Annotated in this window: 21 protein-coding genes; 16 read left to right on the top strand and 5 right to left on the bottom strand. The window is 61.3% G+C overall.

What is annotated here, in order from left to right; all coding sequences use genetic code 11:
* Positions 1-180: 180 nt before the first annotated feature.
* From fabD to VGI36_06335, 8 genes are all read left to right on the top strand, one after another.
* Entirely contained in the window at positions 181-1,116 is a 936-nt protein-coding gene (gene fabD, locus VGI36_06300) for an ACP S-malonyltransferase (protein ID HEY2484739.1), read from the top strand.
* Positions 1,117-1,293: 177 nt separating this feature from the next.
* A complete protein-coding gene (gene acpP, locus VGI36_06305) occupies positions 1,294-1,533 on the top strand; it encodes an acyl carrier protein (GenBank protein HEY2484740.1) in 240 nt (79 codons plus the stop codon).
* Between the two features lie 91 nt (positions 1,534-1,624).
* Positions 1,625-2,137, top strand: a complete 513-nt coding sequence (gene nrdR, locus VGI36_06310; protein HEY2484741.1) for a transcriptional regulator NrdR — start codon at positions 1,625-1,627, stop codon at positions 2,135-2,137.
* Positions 2,121-3,254 carry a bifunctional diaminohydroxyphosphoribosylaminopyrimidine deaminase/5-amino-6-(5-phosphoribosylamino)uracil reductase RibD gene (gene ribD / locus VGI36_06315; GenBank protein HEY2484742.1) on the top strand — a complete coding sequence of 378 codons (1,134 nt, stop codon included), beginning with the start codon at positions 2,121-2,123 and terminating at the stop codon, positions 3,252-3,254. Before nrdR ends, ribD begins: the two co-directional genes overlap by 17 nt.
* 60 nt (positions 3,255-3,314) lie before the next feature.
* Positions 3,315-4,529 (top strand): GTP cyclohydrolase II, encoded by a 1,215-nt coding sequence (gene ribA, locus VGI36_06320; GenBank protein ID HEY2484743.1) that lies wholly within the window; start codon positions 3,315-3,317, stop codon positions 4,527-4,529.
* Between the two features lie 46 nt (positions 4,530-4,575).
* The gene (gene nusB / locus VGI36_06325) at positions 4,576-5,022 is read left to right on the top strand and encodes a transcription antitermination factor NusB (GenBank protein ID HEY2484744.1); all 447 of its coding nucleotides are present in this window, start codon (positions 4,576-4,578) and stop codon (positions 5,020-5,022) included.
* On the top strand, positions 5,003-5,605 hold the full coding sequence (gene lptE / locus VGI36_06330) for an LPS assembly lipoprotein LptE (GenBank protein HEY2484745.1): 603 nt from the start codon (positions 5,003-5,005) through the stop codon (positions 5,603-5,605). The genes nusB and lptE overlap by 20 nt, the downstream gene beginning before the upstream one ends.
* Before the next feature lie 29 nt (positions 5,606-5,634).
* Entirely contained in the window at positions 5,635-6,696 is a 1,062-nt protein-coding gene (locus VGI36_06335) for a hypothetical protein (protein HEY2484746.1), read from the top strand.
* A 70-nt stretch (positions 6,697-6,766) separates the two neighbouring features.
* On the opposite strand, the gene rpsT is transcribed toward VGI36_06335, so the two are convergent.
* The 4 genes from rpsT to VGI36_06355 form a co-directional block, all read right to left on the bottom strand.
* Positions 6,767-7,051, bottom strand: a complete 285-nt coding sequence (rpsT, locus tag VGI36_06340) for a 30S ribosomal protein S20 (protein ID HEY2484747.1) — start codon at positions 7,049-7,051, stop codon at positions 6,767-6,769.
* Between the two features lie 644 nt (positions 7,052-7,695).
* Complete coding sequence (locus VGI36_06345; GenBank protein ID HEY2484748.1) at positions 7,696-8,094, bottom strand: GFA family protein; 399 nt, start codon at positions 8,092-8,094, stop codon at positions 7,696-7,698.
* 47 nt (positions 8,095-8,141) lie between these two features.
* Positions 8,142-8,948: a nucleoside triphosphate pyrophosphohydrolase gene (mazG, locus tag VGI36_06350; GenBank protein HEY2484749.1), complete on the bottom strand. Its 807-nt coding sequence runs from the start codon at positions 8,946-8,948 to the stop codon at positions 8,142-8,144.
* Between the two features lie 6 nt (positions 8,949-8,954).
* Positions 8,955-9,623, bottom strand: a complete 669-nt coding sequence (locus VGI36_06355) for an alpha/beta hydrolase (protein HEY2484750.1) — start codon at positions 9,621-9,623, stop codon at positions 8,955-8,957.
* Positions 9,624-9,957: 334 nt separating this feature from the next.
* Here VGI36_06355 and VGI36_06360 point away from each other — a divergent pair, with 334 nt between their 5' ends.
* From VGI36_06360 to VGI36_06370, 3 genes are read left to right on the top strand one after another with little or no spacing between them, the layout of a single operon-like run.
* On the top strand, positions 9,958-12,837 hold the full coding sequence (locus VGI36_06360) for a phospholipid carrier-dependent glycosyltransferase (GenBank protein HEY2484751.1): 2,880 nt from the start codon (positions 9,958-9,960) through the stop codon (positions 12,835-12,837).
* A gap of 4 nt (positions 12,838-12,841) precedes the next feature.
* Positions 12,842-13,621 carry a hypothetical protein gene (locus tag VGI36_06365; GenBank protein ID HEY2484752.1) on the top strand — a complete coding sequence of 260 codons (780 nt, stop codon included), beginning with the start codon at positions 12,842-12,844 and terminating at the stop codon, positions 13,619-13,621.
* Positions 13,618-15,591 carry a PA14 domain-containing protein gene (locus VGI36_06370; GenBank protein HEY2484753.1) on the top strand — a complete coding sequence of 658 codons (1,974 nt, stop codon included), beginning with the start codon at positions 13,618-13,620 and terminating at the stop codon, positions 15,589-15,591. Before VGI36_06365 ends, VGI36_06370 begins: the two co-directional genes overlap by 4 nt.
* A 277-nt stretch (positions 15,592-15,868) precedes the next feature.
* Here VGI36_06370 and VGI36_06375 read toward each other — a convergent pair whose 3' ends face one another.
* Positions 15,869-16,477, bottom strand: a complete 609-nt coding sequence (locus VGI36_06375) for a hypothetical protein (protein HEY2484754.1) — start codon at positions 16,475-16,477, stop codon at positions 15,869-15,871.
* 159 nt (positions 16,478-16,636) lie between these two features.
* Here VGI36_06375 and VGI36_06380 point away from each other — a divergent pair, with 159 nt between their 5' ends.
* The 5 genes from VGI36_06380 to VGI36_06400 all read left to right on the top strand — a co-directional run.
* Positions 16,637-17,389 carry a YebC/PmpR family DNA-binding transcriptional regulator gene (locus VGI36_06380; GenBank protein HEY2484755.1) on the top strand — a complete coding sequence of 251 codons (753 nt, stop codon included), beginning with the start codon at positions 16,637-16,639 and terminating at the stop codon, positions 17,387-17,389.
* A 39-nt stretch (positions 17,390-17,428) separates the two neighbouring features.
* Entirely contained in the window at positions 17,429-17,959 is a 531-nt protein-coding gene (ruvC, locus tag VGI36_06385) for a crossover junction endodeoxyribonuclease RuvC (GenBank protein HEY2484756.1), read from the top strand.
* Positions 17,956-18,594: a Holliday junction branch migration protein RuvA gene (ruvA, locus tag VGI36_06390; GenBank protein ID HEY2484757.1), complete on the top strand. Its 639-nt coding sequence runs from the start codon at positions 17,956-17,958 to the stop codon at positions 18,592-18,594. Before ruvC ends, ruvA begins: the two co-directional genes overlap by 4 nt.
* Entirely contained in the window at positions 18,584-19,624 is a 1,041-nt protein-coding gene (ruvB, locus tag VGI36_06395; GenBank protein ID HEY2484758.1) for a Holliday junction branch migration DNA helicase RuvB, read from the top strand. The genes ruvA and ruvB overlap by 11 nt, the downstream gene beginning before the upstream one ends.
* 231 nt (positions 19,625-19,855) lie before the next feature.
* A partial coding sequence (locus VGI36_06400) for a type 1 glutamine amidotransferase (GenBank protein ID HEY2484759.1) occupies positions 19,856-20,493 on the top strand: 638 nt, incomplete at its 3' end.

Below are 20,493 nucleotides of genomic sequence, written 5' to 3' on the forward strand. Positions count from 1 at the left end.
GAGTTGCGCACGGCGCTGGCGCGAAGACGGCGCGTTTCGGCTGCCTCGCGGTTCGGGAGACGAGAGCTGAGGGGGCCCCCCGAGCGAAGCGAGCTGAACGGGTGCAGCTGCATTTAAGCCACGCTGCTTTGCTGCTGACTTGCATGGGGGATCTAAGCCGGCCTTAAGGCGGGAGCATACATGAAGCTGGCATTTCTTTTTCCGGGACAGGGTTCTCAAAAGGTCGGAATGGGCGCCGAGCTCGCGAAAAATTTTCCCGCAGCGCAGAGGGCGTTTGCCGAGGCCAATGAAGCGCTGGGGTTCGATCTTGCAAAACTGTGCTTCGAAGGGCCCGAAGAGCGACTTCGGCTGACCGCCAATACCCAGCCTGCCGTCGTCACGACTTCGATAGCCGCGCTGCGCGTCTACCTGGCGGAGGTCGGGAACCACGCCGATCTGGCAGCGGGTCACAGCCTCGGTGAGTACAGCGCGCTCGTCGCCGCCGGGGCTCTCGATTTTGCCGAGGCGCTGCGGGCGGTTCGAGAACGCGGCCGGCTGATGCAGGAAGCCTGTCCGCCAGGGCAGGGGGCGATGGCGGCGCTGCTCGGACTTGAGCTGTCGGCGGCCGCCGAAATCTGTCGTGAAGTGAGCGGCCCCGGCGCAATCGCGGTCCCGTCGAATCTTAATGCGCCTGGGCAAATTGTCATTGCCGGTCACGCCGCGCCGGTTCGGCGCGCGGTTGAAATCGCTAAACAGCGCGGCGCGCGTGCTTCACAGGAATTGAACGTCAGTGCCCCGTTTCATTGTCCGCTCATGGAGCCCGCACGAAAGGGCATGGAGCCGGTGCTCGCGGGATTGAAGGTCCAGCCGTTTAAATTTGGAGTAATTTCCAATGTCACCGCCGAAGTGAATGTCGACCCGGGGCAGGTGAGGGCGTTGCTCTCGGAGCAAATCACCGCACCGGTTAAGTGGGAAGACTCGATGAGGACAATGGTCGCGCGAGGCGTGACTGAGGCGGTTGAATTCGGGGGGCGGGTCCTCATGGGTTTCATGCGCCGAATCGATCGCAATGTGAAGGTCAGACCGCTCGAAGACCTGGCCTCGCTCCAGTCGGTGAAGGACGCAGCCGCGGCGTGAGCAGCCCGGTTTCATCGACGAGGGCAACTTGCCTAGAATCTTTCAAGACCTTATGCTGCCCTGTTACTTGTCCGAGGCGATGCGGAAAGCGACCGCAGCGAAGCATCCGGCCAGGGCCAGAAAATCGCGTTTGGAGAGCGGCCGCTAGCGGCGCTGTCTAGGAGGAACTAGAGCACGATGGCTTCAGACATCGAAACCAAGGTTCGCGAGAAAATCAGCGAGCAGCTCGGTGTGGCAGCCGATGAGGTCAAGCCGGATTCGTCGTTTATCGAGGATCTCGGGGCAGACTCGCTCGATATTGTCGAGCTGGTGATGGCGTTGGAGGAGGAATTCAACGTCGAAATCTCCGACGAGGACGCCGAAAAAATCCGCACCGTGAAAGACGTCGTTAACTACATCGAGGCTCACAAGAGCTGAACCTTCGCCCGCCATTCCGGTTTCCTGAAACACACTTCGGAGCGCCTGCTGCGAGATTCCCCGGGCGCGTGCGCGTCGGGCGCGTTTAGTGATGCGTTGTCCGTTCTGCAAACATCGCGACACCCGGGTCATCGACTCGCGGCTCTCCGGTGAGGGCGATACTATACGTCGCCGCCGTGTGTGCCCGAAATGCGACCGCCGCTTCACCACCTACGAACGCGTCGAGGAATCAGTCCCGGTGGTCGTCAAGAAAGATGGTCGCCGCGAGCCGTTCGATCGCGGCAAGATCATCGCCGGTCTCAAGCGCGCTTGTGAGAAACGCCCCGTCTCAATCGAGACAATCGAAGAAATCGCCGACCGTATCGAACATCACGCCGCCGAGAGCGGAGCCAAGGAAATTCCGAGCTCTGAAATCGGCTCCGCGGTCATGAACGAACTGCACACCGTGGACCAGGTGGCGTACGTTCGCTTCGCGTCGGTGTACCGTTCGTTTAAAGATATCGACGAGTTCATGCACGAGCTCGAAGACCTGATTCGTCTTCGCAAGGAAACTCCATCCGGCGAAACTCGCCCGCGCGACAAAAAGGGTGAACCCGCCTCCTGATGCGCGCGCCGGCGCGCGTGCCGAATCGGATCGCCGTTTCATGCGGCGTGCGCTCGCCCTGGCGCGTGCCCGCGCCGGTCTGACCACGCCCAATCCGAGCGTGGGCTGTGTCCTGGTGCGGGGCGGCCGCGTGGTAGGGCAGGGCGCGACCGGGCGGGGCGGCCGCCCGCACGCCGAGACCATCGCCTTAACCAAAGCTGGCAGGCTCGCGCGCGGCGCCACCGCTTACGTGACATTCGAGCCGTGTGCCCACCGCGGCCGGACGCCGGCGTGCGCCGGCGCACTGGTCGCGGGCGGCATCACGCGGGCGGTGGTCGGCTGCCTCGATCCCTACCCTCCCGTGCGCGGGCGCGGCATTGCGATTTTAAGGAGGGCCGGAATCTCGGTCGCAACCGGAGTTCTCGAAAATGAGTGCCGCGCCCTCAACGAAGGATTCATCACACGCGTGACGCGCCGACGTCCGTTTGGAATTCTCAAGCTCGCAACCTCGCTCGATGGCAGGATTGCCGCCACCAGCGGGGATTCGCAATGGATCAGCTCCGCGAGATCGCGCGTGATAGTGCATCGCTGGCGCCGGGAATGCGACGCCGTCGTAGTCGGTGCCGGTACCGTCATCAAGGACAATCCCCAGCTCACATGCCGGATCGCGCGCGGCAGAGATCCGGTCCGGGTGGTTATCGACGCACGCCTGCGCACCCCGCCCACTGCCTTGATCTTTACCGAACGATCCGACGCGACGGCCCTGCTGGTCACCCTCGGGAAGAACGTCCAGCGAGCGAGGCGGCGTTACGCAAGCGGCCGCGTCGAGGTCCTCGGTTGCAGTGAACGAGATGGAGCAATCGATCTCAAGGCGATGATGGCGGAATTTGCACGCCGCGGGTGGTGCAAAGTCCTGTTCGAGGGGGGCGCGCACCTGGCCGGCTCCGCTCTGCGCGCCCGCATAATCGATAGAGTTGCGTTCTTCATCGCACCCAAGGTGCTGGGCGCAGGGTTACCCGCTGTGCAGGGCCTCGAAACACGCCGGGTGCGTGAGGCGATCGGCCTTACGAATCTTTCGGTGCGGCGTATCGATGGCGACGCGCTCATCGAGGCGCGTCCGGTCACGCGGCTGCACTGACTGACCTGCGCTGGTTACGTAAAATTGGCAATGGTAATATCGCCAGCACGGGCACCAGGGATGGCGACGCAATCGCTAGAAGAGGTTTTTTCACGCATTCGTGACGGCCGCATGGTCGTGATGGTCGCCGAAGAACACGAGGACGCGGAGGGCGACCTGGTGATGGCGGCTGAGAAGATCACTCCGGACCATGTCAACTTTCTGGCCCGCGAGGCCCGCGGCATCGTTTCCGTCGCAATTACCGATAAGCGGATGCGGGAGCTCGGCATTCCCCTCGCCCATTCGAATGACAATGGCAGTTCCCTTCCGGAACAGGCCGGCGCCCTTATCGATGCGCGCGAGGGCGCGACCACCGGAATTTCCGCCGGCGACCGGGCGCGCGTCATTCAGGTGGTCGCGTCACCCGAGTGCGGTCCGGAAGATATCGTCATGCCCGGGCATATTCTGCCGCTGATGTCTCTAAGCGGTGGCGTCATGATGCGAATGGGACGCGCCGAGGGGGCCGTCGACCTGGTGCGGAGCGCAGGACTGGACCCGGCCGCGGCCCTCTGTACGATTCTGCGCGACGACGGCGAAGCGGCCCGGCTTCCCGAGCTTCGCAAATTTGCGGCTCAACACGACCTTCCGCTCTGCTTCATCAAGGATCTGGTGGCATTTCGCCTGACTCACGAGACGCTGGTGCAGCGCGTCTCGGAGGCGCCGTTCCATCTTCTCAAAGGGGAGTTCAAGGCAGTTGTTTTTCACAACGTGGTCGATGGCCGCGAGCACCTCACGCTGGTCAAGGGAAGCGTGGGCGGCGGACGTCCAGCTCTTGTGCGGCTTCACTCCGAATGTCTGACCGGGGACGTATTCGCATCGAAACGCTGCGACTGCGGGGAGCAGCTCGAGGAATCGGTGAATCGGATTCTCGCGGCGGACGCGGGCGTGATCATTTACCTACATCAGGAAGGTCGCGGCATCGGGCTCGGTAACAAAATTCGCGCCTACGCGCTGCAGGACACCGGGCTGGACACAGTCGAGGCGAACCTGCAACTGGGCTTCGAGGACGACTTGCGCGACTATGGAATTGGCGCCCAGATTTTACGCGACCTCGGGGTCGGTGAGGTCAGGCTGCTCACCAACAACCCTCACAAGATCGAAAGCTTGCGGCGTTACGGGGTAGAAGTAACCCGCATTCCTCTTGAAGTCGCCCCGCACGTGGATAATATCGGCTACCTGCGAACCAAGAAGGAAAAGCTGGGTCACCTGTTCTCGGAGCTGAAACTCATCACCTAATTTCGCGACGGAAACGCGCTCCGGATTCGCGTTTGAGTAGTGGGCTATGGGCATACGTCATCGAGGGCGGGAACTCGCGCTGCAGGCGCTCTACCGAATTGACATTTGCGGGGGTGCGTCGAATGAAGACCTGTGCGCCTTCTTTGACAGCTTCACGGCCGAACCGTCGGCCCGTCGATTTGCGATGCAGCTCGTCGACGGGGTCGCGGCAGAGATCCCCGGACTGGACCAGCAGATCTCTGCGACGCTGGAGCATTGGTCGATAGCGCGGCTGTCGCGGGTCGATCACAACATCCTGCGGCTCGCGCTTTTCGAGCTTTTGCGCATGGATGGGATCCCTGCGCGGGTGACCATCGACGAGGCGATCGAGCTGGCGAAGTGCTACGGCGACCACGATTCGGGACGCTTCGTCAACGGCGTGCTCGATGAAATAGCCGCGCGGCTGAATCTGAAACAGAAGGGTGAAACCGCCGATGTATCTAAGGCGGAGTGAGGTAGGTTTGCTCGCACTCCTGGCGTTGGTGATGGCGCTGGGCGGTTGCGGTTATCACTTCGGGGCGTCCGGCTCCAACTTGCCGAGCGGCGCAGAAACAATTTACGTCGCGCGGTTCACCAACCGCACCCGACAGACTGGCCTCAACGACGTCTTCATGCGCTACCTCGACGACGAGATAGCCATGCATCGACGCTTGCGGCTGGTGGACAGTCCCGCCGAGGCTGACCTGGAGCTCACCGGTGAAATCCTGGCGATCACGCCGGTGCCCGCGTCATTTAACTCGGTCCTCGAACCGACCATCTACAGCCGGTCGATGACGGTCGCCGCCCGGCTGAAGGACTTGCGCAATAACCGAGTAATCTGGAGTGTCAGCTCATTGGGGAACCTCCAGCACGAGCCGGTGGTCGCACAGGCGGTGGTTCCCACGCTCCCGACCTTCGTGCAGGGTAACCTGCGCGGCTCTGACGTCGCCAAGCTGACCGACATCCAGGTCGCGTCGACACAGGGAGCCTTGGGTCAAGACAACATAATGCAGAACGTCGCCCAAAACCTCTACGCTTCAATGACTGAAGGATTTTGACCCCGGACCGAGTGAATGTGTGGCAACGGATGCCGCTTGAGAATGCACTCGGATTCTTGCGCAGCCTCGAAGGCAGCCGCCCACTGCCGGGCACGATTGTCGTATTTGGTCCGCACGGATTTCTCCGCGAATTCGTCGCCAGCACCACCGCGGCCCGCCTCGCGGCCAAGGATTACAAGTACCGTTCTATTCAGATTGGGGCTGGCGGGGATTTGGCCACGGCGGTCGACGAACTTGGCGAGCCAGATCTCTTCGCGGCCAAGCGTCTCCTGGTTTGCCGGGTTCTGAAATCGCACCGCGACCGCGGCGGTGCCGACATGGCCGACGATGATGATAGCGTTCTGTCGCGCGCGGCGCCGGGCGGCGAGGCCGCGCTGGCCGAGGTCATCGAGGCCGGCGTGGCTCCCAATCACCTGATGCTGGTTTACGAGCGCGACAACGTACCGAGCCGCATCCGCAAGGCTGCCGAGAAGTCCAGCGCACTGGTCAATTGCCTGCGCCCGTTCGACAACCAGGTTCCTGACTACGCGCTGGCTTTCGCACGCGCGCGCGGTCGGAAACTGGGAGCGGGCAGCGCGGATTTTCTTGCCGCTCGCCACGCTGGGGACCTAGCAGCGATCGCCAACGCGCTCGATAAAGGCGCACTGTTGGCCGAAGACGGCAGAACCATAGAAGAGAGTGCACTCAGCGAGCCCGGGGCACGCAAAATTCCCGACTTATTTGAGATTGCCGACAGCGTGGCACGCGGATTGGCAAGTCGCGTGCTGGGACAGGTCGATCGGGCCCTGGCCTTCGGCCGCGATCCCATCGAGCTTCTGGCGGTCGAAATAATTCCCGCCCTGCGCCGCATGATGATCGCGGCGACCATGCTGTCACACCGGCGTGGAGCCGCGGAAATCGCCTCAGCGATTGGCGCATCGCCGACGAGCGGTCTGGTAACGCGCGCAATCGATGGCGCTCGCCGATTCGGCCTTGATCGTCTGAAAAAGAGTTACACCCGCGCGATACAGCTGGATGAGTCCTTCAAAAACGGCACCATCAAGGAACGCCAACAAGCGCTCGGAGGACTGCTGCTGGATCTGATGGGCTGATTCTCCGGCCCGCTTACGCAGAGCGCCGGAGCAAAAGCGGAGCGGGCGCGTGTCCCATCCAGCGACGAAACTACTGCGCGCTCTTGCTGCGAGCTTTGTGCAAACGGGAACTCAGGCGCGCGATTTGACGTCGTGCCGTGTTGCGATGGAGTGTTTTGGCGCTCGCGGCCTTCTGCAACGCGCGTGTTGCCTCGCGCAACTTTTCGGGCGCCCCCGCGTCGCCACTCGCGATCGCTTCGGAAGCGATTTTTACGACGTTTCGAACGTGTGACTTAACCGCACGATTGCGATCCTGGCGCTTGAGATTCTGGCGATGGCGCTTTTGCGCCGACGGGTGAACGGGAATATGCGGCATGACCTAGGCACGCTAACAGTGCACAAAATTCCGGTCAATATGCCTCTGGCCGGATGCTGTCCGAACCAGGACACTGGTGGGTAACAGGACGGGAGGGATTCGCCCGCCTTTGCTGTCAAAAACACCGAAGCCGCATGTAGCCGAGCCACGCAGCAGGCGCTCGCCCTCCGAGGAGATTGCAATGAGTAGTGTTACAGACGCCCATCCCATACTTCCTGTTTGAATTGGGAAGAAACCATTGCCTTTTATGACAAGCTGGGCTTCGCGTTGGGAAACCTGTACCCAGACCAGTACCTGATCCTTCATCGAGACGGCATTCAGCTGCACTTCTGGAAGTGTAACGACCGGAAGCTGGCGCAATCTTCAAGGTGCTACATTCGCTGCGTGGATGCGGACGCACTGCATGCTGAATTTGTCGCACGTGGCATCAAACGTTCGGCGCCCGAAGATCGCTCATGGAGAGTTCAGGAGTTCCATGTTATCGATTCCAATGGAAATTTGTTGCGCATAGGCGGTCCCCTCAAAGCAAACTAAACCGCCCAGCACCGAATCAGGTCAGTTGTGAACTTCGGACAACCTCACACCTGGACCAGGAACAATCGAGCGACGAGGCGAGGACCGTACCGCCTGCCCGACCTCAAGCTTCAGTCCTGCCGCACAAACTGTCTCGCTCCAACTGGAATCGTGACGCCGGGTATTTTGCGCGAGACCCATATATGGATCGCCTTTGCGAGGTCGACCGGTTCATCGAGCGATCCGGCCTTCACCGAAACCACCGTGGCCCCCTCGATTTGATGCCATAGGCGCGAGCCACACGTCGGACAGAAGGCACACTTCATGGAGTGTCCCGCATCGGTGGCGCGCGACCAGAACCGCGCCGAACCCCGGGTTACGCGGAATCCGCTACTCGGAACCCGCAGCGACAAGCCAAACGCCGACGCAGATTGCTTCTGACATTCCCGGCAGTGGCAGACGTAGAGAGCCAGCGGTTCGGCGGCGATCTCATAGCGGAGCTCGCCGCACTGACATCCTCCAACGCGCACGGGAAAACCTCCTTTGCTCAGACCAAGAGCCGCCGGTTGGGTGTGGCTCAAACGTTGCGGCCTGATTGCTTGGCTTCCTGCCAGAGACGCTCCAACTCGGGCGGCGAAAGCTGCGCGAGCTTCAACCCGCGCTCGCCCGCCAGCCGTTCGACTTTGCCGAATCGCGTCACGAACTTGTCGCAGCTCCGGCGCAACGTCTGTTCCGCATCACGCCCCAGGAAGCGGGGCAGATTCGCGATCGCAAGCATCAAATCGCCGACTTCGTCAGCGGCCGCGCCTTGGTCACCTGCATCAAGCGCGCGCGTTACTTCATCCAACTCCTCGCGGACCTTGCTTAGAACTTCGCGCGCATCCTTCCAGTCCATCCCGCGCCGCCGCGCTTTGACGCCCAATTTCTCGGCCCGCATCAAAGCCGGTAACGCGCGACCTGTTTTTGCCAGTGAAGATCTTTTGGGCGCTTTTTCTTTTTCCGCGGCCTTCACCTGGTCCCAAAGTTCTACCACCTCTTCGAGCGTCGATGCTTTTGCATCCCCATATACGTGAGGATGCCTGCGCACGAGTTTTCTCGCTGCCCTCTCGAGCAGCTCGGGAACCTTCGGTCCGTTCGATTCAGATGCGATGGTCGCGGCGAACAGCGACTGGACTAGGAGGTCGCCGATCTCTTCTGCGACCGCGCCGGGGTCACCCGCCGTTATCGCATCAGCAACCTCATAAGCTTCCTCCAGCAGGTGACGCGCTGCCTGGGGCAGCGTCTGCTGGCGGTCCCATGGGCACCGATGCCGAAGCTCGGCAATGATCGCCATCAAATGTGCGAACGCGTCGTTTTCGGTATGCCAGCCAGGGTGCGTGGTCATCCGCCACTACGCTCTGGCCGTCACGATTGGTGACAACACCTTGGAATCGAGGAACTCCGACAGGTCTTGAAGGCCGTCGGCGGTTATTTCGTGCCCGCAGTCGTATTCGCGATAGACGAGCGGTACACGCAACTCGCGAAGAATCTCGACCGAACTGCGAGCTCGCGCGATCTCGATCATGTCGTCGGCACGCCCGTGTTGAACCATAGTCGGCAGGTGTTCCAACCCTTCCCGATCGCTAATGGCGTCCTTGAGTTCCGGAGAGAACCACGTCGACAAAGCAACCAATCCCGCATAACGGGCCGGATTTGCAAACGCCATCCGATACGCCATGACGCCGCCCTGGCTGAAGCCGAGCACCACCAGCTTGCGGCGATTGACCGGATATCGCTCCACGGCAAGGTCGACAAATTTGGTCGCGGAACTGACCGCGGTTTCGATCGCATCGAGGTCCGGTGGGCCGCCCATTCGAATCGGAAACCACCCGTAGCCACGGGTCGGCCCAATCGGAACTTCCAGCGGACCTTGCGGACATATGATCATGAACCGTCCTTCTGCCACGTAGGGCGCGAGTCCGACCAGGTCGAGCGCGTTCGCACCCCACCCGTGCATCGCGATGATGGTCGGATGGGGACCTTCCACGGCGGGTTCCCAGACGGTGTGAATCAGCTCCATGCGCCATCTCCCTCGATCGGTGCGGTCAAGCAATCATAGTCTCCACCTGCGCAGCGCCGCCAGCCACGTCCTTCAAGGGTTCATCACGCGCGCATACTCGGCTATGGTATTGGCGGAGTGAATCTTCAAACTGCATTCGCAGCATCACGGCTCTCGCGTCCGAGCGTCTTTTGCGTGGGGCGGAACTCCGGATTGTCGGTGCGTGCCAGTTGCCTGGGTCCCGAGGTTGGTTTCAACCGCAGGTCCGACGCCGCACGGCGGTGGGTGACGCGCGTGGGTCGACAAGTTCTTGCCTGGGAAAGTTCTTTTTGACGGTCGACATGGTGTTCCAGCCTTGAGGCGTTCGTCGAGCGGGCGCGCGTCGATCCTTGGTAGTCCGACGCGGCATCAGATCGTGTTTGTGGCCGTCACCGCGCTGCTTGCCATGGGCGCGGCAAGCCCGCCTTCTTCCGCTTCCAACGGGATGCTGCTCGGACTGCTGGCGGGCGCCATCCTGCTCGCCGTGGTGGCTACGGCGTTTGCGCGGCTAGTAATGCCGTACTGGCGCGACCAGGAATCGGGGCTCGAATCCGCCTTGATCACGCTGGCGGCACTGGCGGCGGTCAAGCTCGCGCTGGTGCCGTTTTTTCCGGGTTTCGGCGCGGACGTAGGCAGCTACCAGGCATGGGCCCTCCAGATCGCGACGCAAGGGCCCGCGCATACTTATCAAACCGGCTACTTTCTCGACTATCCGCCGGGCTACCTCTACGGACTGTGGGTCGCTGGAGTGCTTGCGAAATTAGTCAACGCATCCGGCGAGACGCTGCGCGTGATCGCCGAGAGTCCTGCGATCCTTGCCGACTTCTTCCTTGCACTCGCCATGTTTGCATGGGTTAGGCGCAGCAGCGGAGCCGTGGTCGCCTTTGCCGGTGCGATGATGGTCGCTCTAAACCCGGCCTTCCTTTTCGATACCGTCGTGTGGGGCCAGAGCGACTCGGTGTTGAGCTTCACGATGCTGCTGAGCCTGGTCGCTCTGCTCGATCAACAGTACGACCTCTGCTGGGCACTTGCCGCCATCTCGGTACTTATCAAGCCCCAAGGCCTGATGCTGGTGCCGGTGCTGGGATGGTGGACGATGCTGGAAACCAAGGTTACCCGCTGGTTGCGATGCGCGATGGTCGCCATCGGCGTGTTCATAATCGGCATCGCGCCGTTCCAGCTCGGCCATCCGTGGAATTGGATCATCGACCTGTATACGTCGACCGCGGCCTACTATCACGAGACTTCGGTCAACGCGTTCAATCTAATGGCGCTTCTCGGTGGCTTGCGTCAGCCCGACAACGGCACTGTGCTGGGCGTTTCGTACTTTGGGCTCGGGATGAGTTTGCTCGTCCCGCTCTATGCGTTCGTCGCCGGGGTTCTGTGGCGCAAACGAACCCGCACCACTCTGATATACGCGGCCTTCATCACGATTTTTGGGTTTTTTATGGTCGCGCCCCGCATGCACGAACGCTATCTGTATCCGGCTCTGGTATTTGCGATTCCCCTCGCCCTCGAATCGAGCGAGATGCTGGCGCTGTTCGGAATTCTCAGTCTGACCTGTCTGTTTAACCTCGCCTACATCTTGCACGTGCTCCAGACCATCGTGTTCCTGGACTCGCGTGACGTTCTCGCGATGGTGGCGTCGGCGATTAACGTGGTGCTGTTGGGGCTGGCGGTCTACTATGGAGTTGCGCGACTGGAAGGGGCCTCGCAAAGCAAGTTCAATTTGGCCGAGTTCGCGAGGACGCTCTTTCCGGAGCGGCCTGCGGACCCGCTCCCGGAGAAACAGCCGGCGCCGCTGCTTTGGAACGCGACCGATAGCGTCGCGGTCCTGTCGTTGCTGGTTATCGGCGCGCTAACCCGTTTCTGGCACCTCGGACACCCGAATGAAATTGTCTTCGATGAAATTCATTTCGTGGCGAACCAAGCGCGTCATTACCTTCATGGAGAGTACTTCCTCGATCCCCACCCTCCGCTCGACAAACTGGTAATTACCGCCGGCATTTGGCTGTTCGGCGACCACTCATGGAGCTGGCGCGTTGGCAATGCGCTGCTGGGCACCATCCTTGTCGGGGTGACCTATCTGCTCGGCCGACGGATGACACATTCCCGCCTGACTGCGCTGTTCGCGGGGACAATCGTCTTGCTTGACGGAATGTTCCTGGTGGATTCGCGCATCGGCGTCATCGACATCGCATATCTGACGTTTGCCGCGATTTCCTATCTGCTGTTTTTCAAGTTTGTGCAAACGCCTGACAGTGCCGACCGTCGGCGGGTTTTACCGTGGCTCGGCTTGGCGCTGGGACTTTGCGTGGCGAGCAAGTTGTACATCCCCGCGATCACCTTCCTGCTGGTAGTCGGGTTCATGGTCTGGGTGCTGATGCGCGAGCCTGCGCGGTCGCGCCGCGATCGCCGAGCAATCGGCGCGGTGCTGCTGGTGGGCGCCGTTGCATCCATTGCTTACATTGGGGTGTTCCTACCGCATTTCGCTCTGGGCTGGTGGGCGGGTATCGAAGACCTGCTCAACTATTACAAGGAGATCGTCTGGTACGAGGGCAGCGTCGCCTCCGCGACCCATCCCTATTCCTCGCCCTGGTGGAGTTGGCCGCTGATGCTACGGCCCATCGCCTACTGGCAGAATTTTCCCAAGACCGGAAAGGTCTCGACCATCTGGGGTGGCGGAAATCCGGTCCTCTGGTGGGGCGGTCTCACCGCCATAACCATAACCGCGGTACGCGCCTGCGAGCGACCCCAGCTCGAACGAGCGTTTCTGGTCATCGGCTACCTTGGCTACATCGTCATCTGGATTTGGATCGGCCGCACCCTGTTTCTCTACCACTACATGGCGTCCATCTATCTGGCCTACGTCGCGCTCGCTTGGATTTTGCAGCAGTGCTGGGTCGGAGCGGCCGAGCCGTGGGAGCATCTTGCCTTGCTCCTGACCATCGCTCCGGTGTTGATTTTGGGGATTGGGCCGTTGTGGGGCGCGGTTTTGTTCATGGCGATGATGGCGGCGTACTTTTACCTGTTGCGAGGCCCTTATGCCGGTCAGTACGTATGCGCGGTCTTCTGCGCGACGGCAGTTATCTTGTTCATTTATTACTTTCCGATCTGGACCGGCATGCCGATCAATCGTGAAGGGTATTACGCACGCATGTGGCTTCAGGGCCCGGGACTCAGGGACTGGATCTGACACGATGAGGTACGAGCGCGGGACCCGCTATGCCTTGGTGGCGTGCGCTGCAGTGATCCTGATGATCGCAACGGCGCTTTCAGCGCGCGCCGCCACAGAGGCCAAGCTCATACTTAACGGCGATCTCAGCAGGGGATCTGAGCAACAGCCCGACGATTGGCGCACGGAGGCGTGGGTCAACGAACCCGCCGCTTTCGAGTACACCTGGATTCATCGGCAAAACGAAGTCCCGGGCCAGCTCGTGGTTAAGGCGATCAAACCCAACGACGCGCGGTGGATGCAATCGCTGACGCTTGCGCCCGGGTGGTACCACTTGAGCGCGGAAGTGCGGACCGAAAATGTTGGTACCAAGGAGACTGGCGCGACCATCTCAATAATGGAAGATGGTGCGATGTCTCCGGACATCCGCGGGACGACTGGATGGCAGACAGTTGGCTTCTATCTTCAAGTCGGTGCGAGCGGCGCGGATGTTGAGGTGGCGCTGCGGGTCGGCGGATACGGGAGTCTGAACACCGGCCGGGCATTTTTCCGCAACGTTCACGCCGAGAAGGTCACGTCACCACCGCCGGGAGCGGCTCCGGTCTATGATTTAACGGCGATTCGCAAAGCGTTGCAGCCCCAGCCAGTCGGGCACCCCGTCACGCTCTGGGCGACGTTCGTGGTGCTCGCGTTGGTGGCCTACTACGGCTGGCGCCTGTTCGGGAGCGAAGAGCCTGCTCCGGCGGTCGCCCAGACCGCACCACTCAAGGTCAGGGAGAAGCCAAAAGCCAGAGCCCGGCGATGAAACCTGCCTCCGCGCACCAGCGCCGCATCGAGTCTGCCCTCTTCACGGTCCCGTTTCTCAGCTACGCCTATTTCTATCAGGGGTCCGACCAGAGCACTGCCGCCAGGTTCGATTTGATGCGCTCCATCCTGGAACGTGGCAGCTTATGGATCGACGGCTTCTGCGGATACAACACCGCCGACATCATCAATTTCGGCAACCACATCTATTCCGTAAAGGCTCCCGGTACATCGCTAATCTGTCTGCTGCCGTGGGTTCTCATTCGGGCGCTGTTCCTGCCCCTGATGTGGCGCAACGAGCCGCTGTACTGGGCCCTGGTCACCTACCTGACGATCGTGTTCACCATCGGCGCGCTGATTTCGGGTCTCTGCGTGGTGATGTACCGTTTCGCGCGATTCTTCGGCGCCTCCGAGGGGCGAGGGGCAGCGGTGGCGTTGCTCTTGGCGTTCGGGACTATTGTCTTTCCGTATGCCACAGAGATGACCGGCGAACCGTTTGCTGGTGCATTGGCATTCATCAGCTTCTACCTGCTGGCAACCAATGGGAAAGATTCATCGGCGTCGCGATCGTTCTGGGCGGGGTTACTCGCCGGTCTTGCCGTGCTCAACGACTATCCGGTGTTCCTGGTTGCGGCGGCAATTGGCTTCTATGCGCTCTATCGGCTGCGCCACGCCCGTCCCATCGCCGCCTTCTCCATCGGCGCCGCAATACCGGCGCTCATCATGTTCGGCTACAACTGGGGCGCCTTCGGCAGTCCGCTCTTCTTCAGCTACCAGGCATTCAAATTGCCCGGAAATGAGCGGTTTCCGGAGCAGGCAGTCGGATTCGTCGGCCTCACGTATCCGAAGATCAACATTCTTTGGAACGTTCTCGTCGATCCGCAACGCGGGCTCTTCTTCTGCAACCCGGTGCTGCTCCTGGTGCTGCCGGCCGCCGGCTATTTCTTCAAGCGTCGCGAGCTCCGTGCCGAATGGATCGTCACGGTCGCTTCCTTCGTTGCGCTGATCCTGTTCAACGCATCGTACGGCGCGTCGATTGTCTCCTGGGGCGGGGGGACCGCGACCGGACCGCGGCAAATCGTCGCTGCGATTCCGTTCATGGTCCTGACCCTGGCGTTTTTACCGGCCGCGTCCAACTGGCTCCTGGCGGCACTGGGTGCCTTGTCAGCGTTTATCATGTTGGTGGCGACGGCGACCAATCCCCATTTTCCGTATGAGTACGACAATCCGGTACGCGATTTCGCTCTGCAACAGTTTATGCGCGGCGATTTCGCCACCAATCGCGACGCCTACTTCGGCGGCGACATGATTGTAGACGATTCGGTAGCCTTTAATCCTGGAAAACTGCTGCGCTGGCCCGGCCCCTTGCAACTAGTTCCGCTCGGCATCCTGTGGATCATAGGTGCCACCGAGTTGCTGGAATTGACGGGTACTGCACGGTCGAAAGCGACCCGCCGTCTCGGCGCGGTCGCAGTCTCAATCGGAATTGCGACGATCTTCGTGTTGCCGTTCAGTGCCGAGATTGGTTATCCCCTGGGGTTGCAATCAGACTCGGGCCTGCTCGGCAGATACTTCGTTGGGAACGAAGCGGGTATCACCGCGCCTCATGTTGTTCGCATCGATCGAGAACTTTCCTTTGACAATATCGCGCAGATGGGCGCGCTGCCGTTTCCGTCGGTCGTTATCTGGAGCGGAAGTCTGCTGGTTCCGCGCGCGGGCGTTTATCGATTCAGCATCGACGCAGACGACGCCGGATGGCTCTCGATCGATGGAAACCCGGTTATCAACGATCCGGGTCCGGTAAATCGGACGCACGCCGATGGCGCGCGCGAGCTTACCGCGGGCCTCCACCGTATCGAAGTCGGGGAGCGCAACATCGGCGGCGATGCGTCGATTCACGTCTACTGGTGGCCGCCCGGAAAGGGTCGCGAGATAATCCCATCGTCCAACCTGGTTCCCGACCGCCCCTAGCCCGGAATTGTTGTTCTGCATTCGCGGTTCCGGCCCGCATCCCAAACCTCCCGTGCTTCCGCGTTGGGAAAGTTTGAGTCGCGTTTCCCGCTCGCTTGCATAACCCCAGACCGGTCGACCCCGCTTTTGCATCCGCGCGATGCCGGGCCGGGTCCCGCGCAGCACGGTGCGGGCGAACCGAGGAAGGCTCCGGTCTTCAGTTCTTTTGATGGAGTTGGGCTTCTTACCGCCAGCCGGACAATTTCGGATGTTCGAAGTCGGTTCCTGAACTCCGCCGTCACTCACTCAGGCTCTTCGGCAGCATCTCCGGTTTGAGCAAGGTCGGACGCCCAGGCGCAAGCAGAGGGGCACTGGGTGTTGGAGCGGGTGCTCCCGGCTTCCGATAGGTGGGCGGATGAGTGACGCTTGCTTGTGCCAGTACCTGCTGAAGCAAATGCGACTCCTCGGCCCCGCGTGATATGCATTGCACGTCCTGGTACGGATGGAGCGGCACCCGCAGCGGCGAATCGTAGCTCGCCCGCACTCCAACCCGAGTCGATTCGTTCGAGACCGGGGTTATCCGAAAATTGTACACGGCCGTCGCGTCCGACTCGGGCTCGGCGGGGTAAGTCCCCACAATGCTTTCGATCTTGCCGCAGTCGGCATCCTGCAAGGTAAACCGATGCCCCAGCACCTCGAGGATTCCATGATTCAGATCCTGCGCCTGAATCCGGTAGTCGTTAAGCTTGATAACCCCGGTGACCGCCGTCCAGGTCAGGTCAAACGGGAGGGGAACCACTACGCTGGTTTTACTCTCAGGTGGCTCCTGCGCGACGGGTGGATTGAAGCAGCTGGCGGCGACCGCCGATAGCAGAACCAAGGCAATCGTTGTTCTCTTTGTGGTCATGAAAGGGCAACACATGATAGCAGACGCCACCTGCGCCGACTTCAAAACGGGGACCGTTCCCCTCGCGGCGGTACATTGCCCGCGCGTGTTCCCCCCAGCGGGCATGTTTGCGATAATGCGCCGAGTAAGGCCGTCCGAGGCGGCGCCGGTGTTAGGGTCATGTCAGGTCATTCCAAATGGTCGTCGATCAAGCACAAAAAAGCCGCGCGCGACGCCAAGCGCGGCAAGGTATTTACCAAGCTCATCAAGGAAATCACAATCTCCGCGCGGCTGGGAGGCGGCGACGTGAATGCCAACCCGCGCCTACGAACCGCGGTCGCGGCGGCCAAGGCGCAGTCGATGCCCAACGACAACATCGACCGCGCGATAAAAAAAGGCACCGGCGAACTCGGGGGCGCATCACTCGACGAAGTAACCTACGAAGGATACGGATCGGGCGGCGTCGCGATAATGCTTGAGGTACTCACCGACAACCGCAACCGCACGGTGGCCGAGCTGCGGTTCATATTTTCGCGTCACGGCGGCAACCTCGGTGAGGCGAACTGCGTTGCCTGGATGTTCAAGAAGCGCGGCGTCATTACGGTCGAGAAGAGCGCTGCCGATGAAGACCAGCTCCTGGAGGTCGCGCTCGATGCGGGCGCCGACGATGTTCAGAGTGACAGCGATACGTTCCAGGTGATGACCACACCCGACAAGTTTTCGTCGGTGCGTGATGCTATCGAGAAGAGCGGGATCGCCATCGCGCACGCGGAAACTGCGCTGGTTCCGGAAAACACGGTGCCGGTTTCGGGCCATGCTGCTGAGCAGGTGCTGAAACTTATCGAAGAATTGGAAGACCACGACGATGTCCAGAGCGTGTCGGCCAACTTTGATATCAGCGACGAGGAGATGGCTCATATCTCCGCCGCGTGATTTCAGCCGTCGCGTGGGCGGGGTTGGCGGAGGTGGAAGATGCGGGTGCTCGGGGTCGACCCCGGGAGCGCGGTTACTGGATTCGGAATCGTAGAAGGCGCACCGGGCAATTTCCGTTATGTAGCAGCCGGAATCATTCGCTCCCGTCCGGGCGAACCGATGACCGAACGGCTGCGGACCATTCACGCAAGACTGCTCGCCATCGTTGACGAGTTCGCGCCGGACGCGCTCAGCCTTGAGCGCAACTTCGTCGCGCGCAACGTGCAGAGCGCATTTCGGATCGGAGAGGCGCGGGCGATCGCCATGCTTGCTGCGGCCGAGCGGGAGCTTCCTCTGTACGAATATCCTCCCAACACCGTAAAGCTGGCGGTCGCAGCGTTTGGACACGCCGACAAAGAACAAATCGCGTACATGGTGCGTCGGACTCTGGGTTTGGGTTCCGCCACCGAACTGGCCAGCGATGCCACCGACGCGCTCGCGCTGGCGGTGTGTCATCTTAGCCGAGCGAAGACCGCGCGCCTGCGCGATGGGGTGGAGCGGCGCCCGCGGACGGCACGGCGGCACTCATGATTGCCACTATTAAGGGAACACTTGAAGTCCGGGCGCCCGCGCGAATTGTGATTGCGACCGCCGGGGTCGGCTACGAAATCTTCGTTCCCCTGGGCACTTTCTACCGTTTGCCCAGGCTCGGAGACACGGTCGCTCTCGAGATTCGCCAAGTTGTTCGCGAAGACGCCGTTACCCTGTACGGTTTTTCCACGCCGACCGAAAAGCGCGCGTTCGATTTGCTCCTTTCGGTGCAGCACGTGGGGCCCAAACTCGCGCTCGCCATTCTCTCGGTGCTCGAACCCGATGAACTCGTCGCCGCTATCCGGCGCGAGGACGTTGAGAAGATCGACGCGGTACCAGGGGTTGGACCCAAGGTGGCGGAACGTGTGGTGCGGGAATTGCGCGATAAGGTCGATGGTCTGCAGCTGAGTGACGCAGTCGTCGACCACGCCAACGGCGAGCCACGCACCTCGAAGCCTGCAGGTGCAACACCGACCACCGGTGACGACGCCATCTCGGCCTTGGTTAATCTCGGAGTCAGGCCGGCAGAGGCCAAGCGGACGGTAGATTCGGTGCTCGAAGCCGCGAAGGACGGATCGCCGGAACTGGAAGTCATAGTACGAAGGTCATTGGCGGTGCTGTTTGGTGAAAAGTAAACACCCAGGGGCAGGCTCGGAGGGTGCCCCCAAACTCTCGGCGCCGACCGAGGTCGAAGAAGAGCGGCGCTTCGATCAAGCGCTGCGCCCGCAGTCGCTCGACGAATTTGTTGGACAGGCGCGTACCAAGCGCGTGCTCAGCATGTCGATCGAAGCGGCGCGCCAGCGCGGCGAGGTACTCGATCACGTTCTGTTCGCGGGACCTCCGGGACTCGGCAAGACCTCGCTCGCGCACATAATCGCGCGTGAGCTTGGGGTCAGCGTCCATGTTACTTCAGGTCCTGCCGTGGAACGCGCGGCCGATCTGGCCGCGATCGTAAACAACCTTGAGGAAGGCGACGTTCTGTTTATCGACGAGATCCATCGCCTCCAGCGCCCGGTCGAAGAGCGTTTGTACTCGGCGATGGAAGACTATGAGTTCCATATCGTGGTGGGAGAGGGGATGGGTGCCCGTACCATGAAGCTCGCGGTGAATCCGTTCACCTTGGTCGGCGCTACCACGCGCTCGGGTCTGTTGAGCTCTCCGCTTCGCGATCGCTTCGGACAACACTATCATCTGGATTTTTATACCCATGAAGAGTTGAGTGAGGTGGTCCGACGGTCAGCGGCTTTACTGAAGGTGTCAATCGACGACGGTGGCGCACGAGAACTGGCCGCGCGATCGCGCGGCACTCCGCGCATTGCGAATCGGCTGCTGCGGCGCGTGCGCGACTTCGCACAAGTCAATGAAGCACCGACCGTGACAAGGGAAGTCGCACTCGGCGCTCTGGAGTTGCTCGAGATCGATACGGCTGGCTTCGACAAGATGGACCGCGCCATCCTGAGCGCGGTGATCGACAAATTCGGCGGCGGTCCCGTGGGAGTGGAGACACTGGCCGCGGCTATCGGGGAAGAGCCCGATACCATTGAGGAAGTCCACGAACCTTTCCTCCTCCAGGAGGGCTTCCTGATGAGAACTCCGCGTGGCCGTGCCGCAACCGACCGCGCCTACAAGCATCTCGGCCGCACCCGCACCGGCACGCTGCTGTGACGGCGCTGCGTTCATAGTGCACGTGTCCGAGCGCGAGAAGAAGCGCGGTACGAAAACGACGGCGGGGCATCTTGCTGAGGGTTCTCTATCACCCGAGAAACTGGGGTTCTCCACTCACGAATCCGCTCTCGATGGGAGTCGCCGGCGATGTGTCAAGTGAAGACCCGAACCAGAATAGCGGTTGGGTTCCCAACTTGATCCGGCCACCAAAAAACGACACGGTCTGAATTGATGGCCAAAGTCTACGTGCTCCAGCATCATCGCGTCGAAAATCTCGGCACGATTGCCGAGGCGCTCGAAGGCGCGGCCCTGGCGTGGCAATACATTCGCGTCCACGAAGGGCATCCGGTTCCCAGGGAGATGAAAGGCGCGGGTGGTCTAATCGTGATGGGCGGCCCAATGGCCGCCTATCAAGCCGATCGGTACCCATTCCTGCGTGACGAGATGGTGTTGATCGAGCAAGCCGTCACGGAGGAGCTGCCGGTGCTCGGGGTCTGTCTGGGTGCCCAAATAGTGGCAGCTGCACTCGGCGCCAAAGTCACACGCAATCCGGCCGGAAAGGAAATTGGATGGTATCCCGTGACCTTGTCCGACGCCGCCCTGGAGGACCGGCTGTGGCGCGGGGTAGCTCCAACCATCACTCCGTTCCACTGGCACGGCGATATCTTCGAGTTGCCCACGGGCGCGGTCTCGCTGGCTTCATCTGAGAAGACACCCTGCCAAGCGTTCCGCTACGGCAAGAGCGTATACGCGCTGCAATTCCATATTGAAGTGACGCCCGAATCGGTAGCTGCCATGGCCGCGGAGTGGCCGCGGGAACTGGAAAAGGAAGAGATTTCTGCCGCCGAAATGATTGGCGCAGCCGCGGG

This window comes from Candidatus Binataceae bacterium, assembly GCA_036495685.1.
Taxonomy (GTDB): Bacteria; Desulfobacterota; Binatia; order Binatales; family Binataceae; genus JAFAHS01.

Bases quoted from the DNA above. Each gene is read 5' to 3' on its own strand.
- fabD (HEY2484739.1), top strand. From the start codon at position 181: ATGAAGCTGGCATTTCTTTTTCCGGGACAGGGTTCTCAAAAGGTCGGA.
- acpP (HEY2484740.1), top strand. From the start codon at position 1,294: ATGGCTTCAGACATCGAAACCAAGGTTCGCGAGAAAATCAGCGAGCAG.
- nrdR (HEY2484741.1), top strand. From the start codon at position 1,625: ATGCGTTGTCCGTTCTGCAAACATCGCGACACCCGGGTCATCGACTCG.
- ribA (HEY2484743.1), top strand. From the start codon at position 3,315: ATGGCGACGCAATCGCTAGAAGAGGTTTTTTCACGCATTCGTGACGGC.
- nusB (HEY2484744.1), top strand. From the start codon at position 4,576: ATGGGCATACGTCATCGAGGGCGGGAACTCGCGCTGCAGGCGCTCTAC.
- lptE (HEY2484745.1), top strand. From the start codon at position 5,003: ATGTATCTAAGGCGGAGTGAGGTAGGTTTGCTCGCACTCCTGGCGTTG.
- VGI36_06335 (HEY2484746.1), top strand. From the start codon at position 5,635: ATGCCGCTTGAGAATGCACTCGGATTCTTGCGCAGCCTCGAAGGCAGC.
- rpsT (HEY2484747.1), bottom strand. From the start codon at position 7,051: ATGCCGCATATTCCCGTTCACCCGTCGGCGCAAAAGCGCCATCGCCAG.
- mazG (HEY2484749.1), bottom strand. From the start codon at position 8,948: ATGACCACGCACCCTGGCTGGCATACCGAAAACGACGCGTTCGCACAT.
- VGI36_06355 (HEY2484750.1), bottom strand. From the start codon at position 9,623: ATGGAGCTGATTCACACCGTCTGGGAACCCGCCGTGGAAGGTCCCCAT.
- VGI36_06365 (HEY2484752.1), top strand. From the start codon at position 12,842: ATGAGGTACGAGCGCGGGACCCGCTATGCCTTGGTGGCGTGCGCTGCA.
- VGI36_06370 (HEY2484753.1), top strand. From the start codon at position 13,618: ATGAAACCTGCCTCCGCGCACCAGCGCCGCATCGAGTCTGCCCTCTTC.
- VGI36_06375 (HEY2484754.1), bottom strand. From the start codon at position 16,477: ATGACCACAAAGAGAACAACGATTGCCTTGGTTCTGCTATCGGCGGTC.
- VGI36_06380 (HEY2484755.1), top strand. From the start codon at position 16,637: ATGTCAGGTCATTCCAAATGGTCGTCGATCAAGCACAAAAAAGCCGCG.
- ruvC (HEY2484756.1), top strand. From the start codon at position 17,429: ATGCGGGTGCTCGGGGTCGACCCCGGGAGCGCGGTTACTGGATTCGGA.
- ruvA (HEY2484757.1), top strand. From the start codon at position 17,956: ATGATTGCCACTATTAAGGGAACACTTGAAGTCCGGGCGCCCGCGCGA.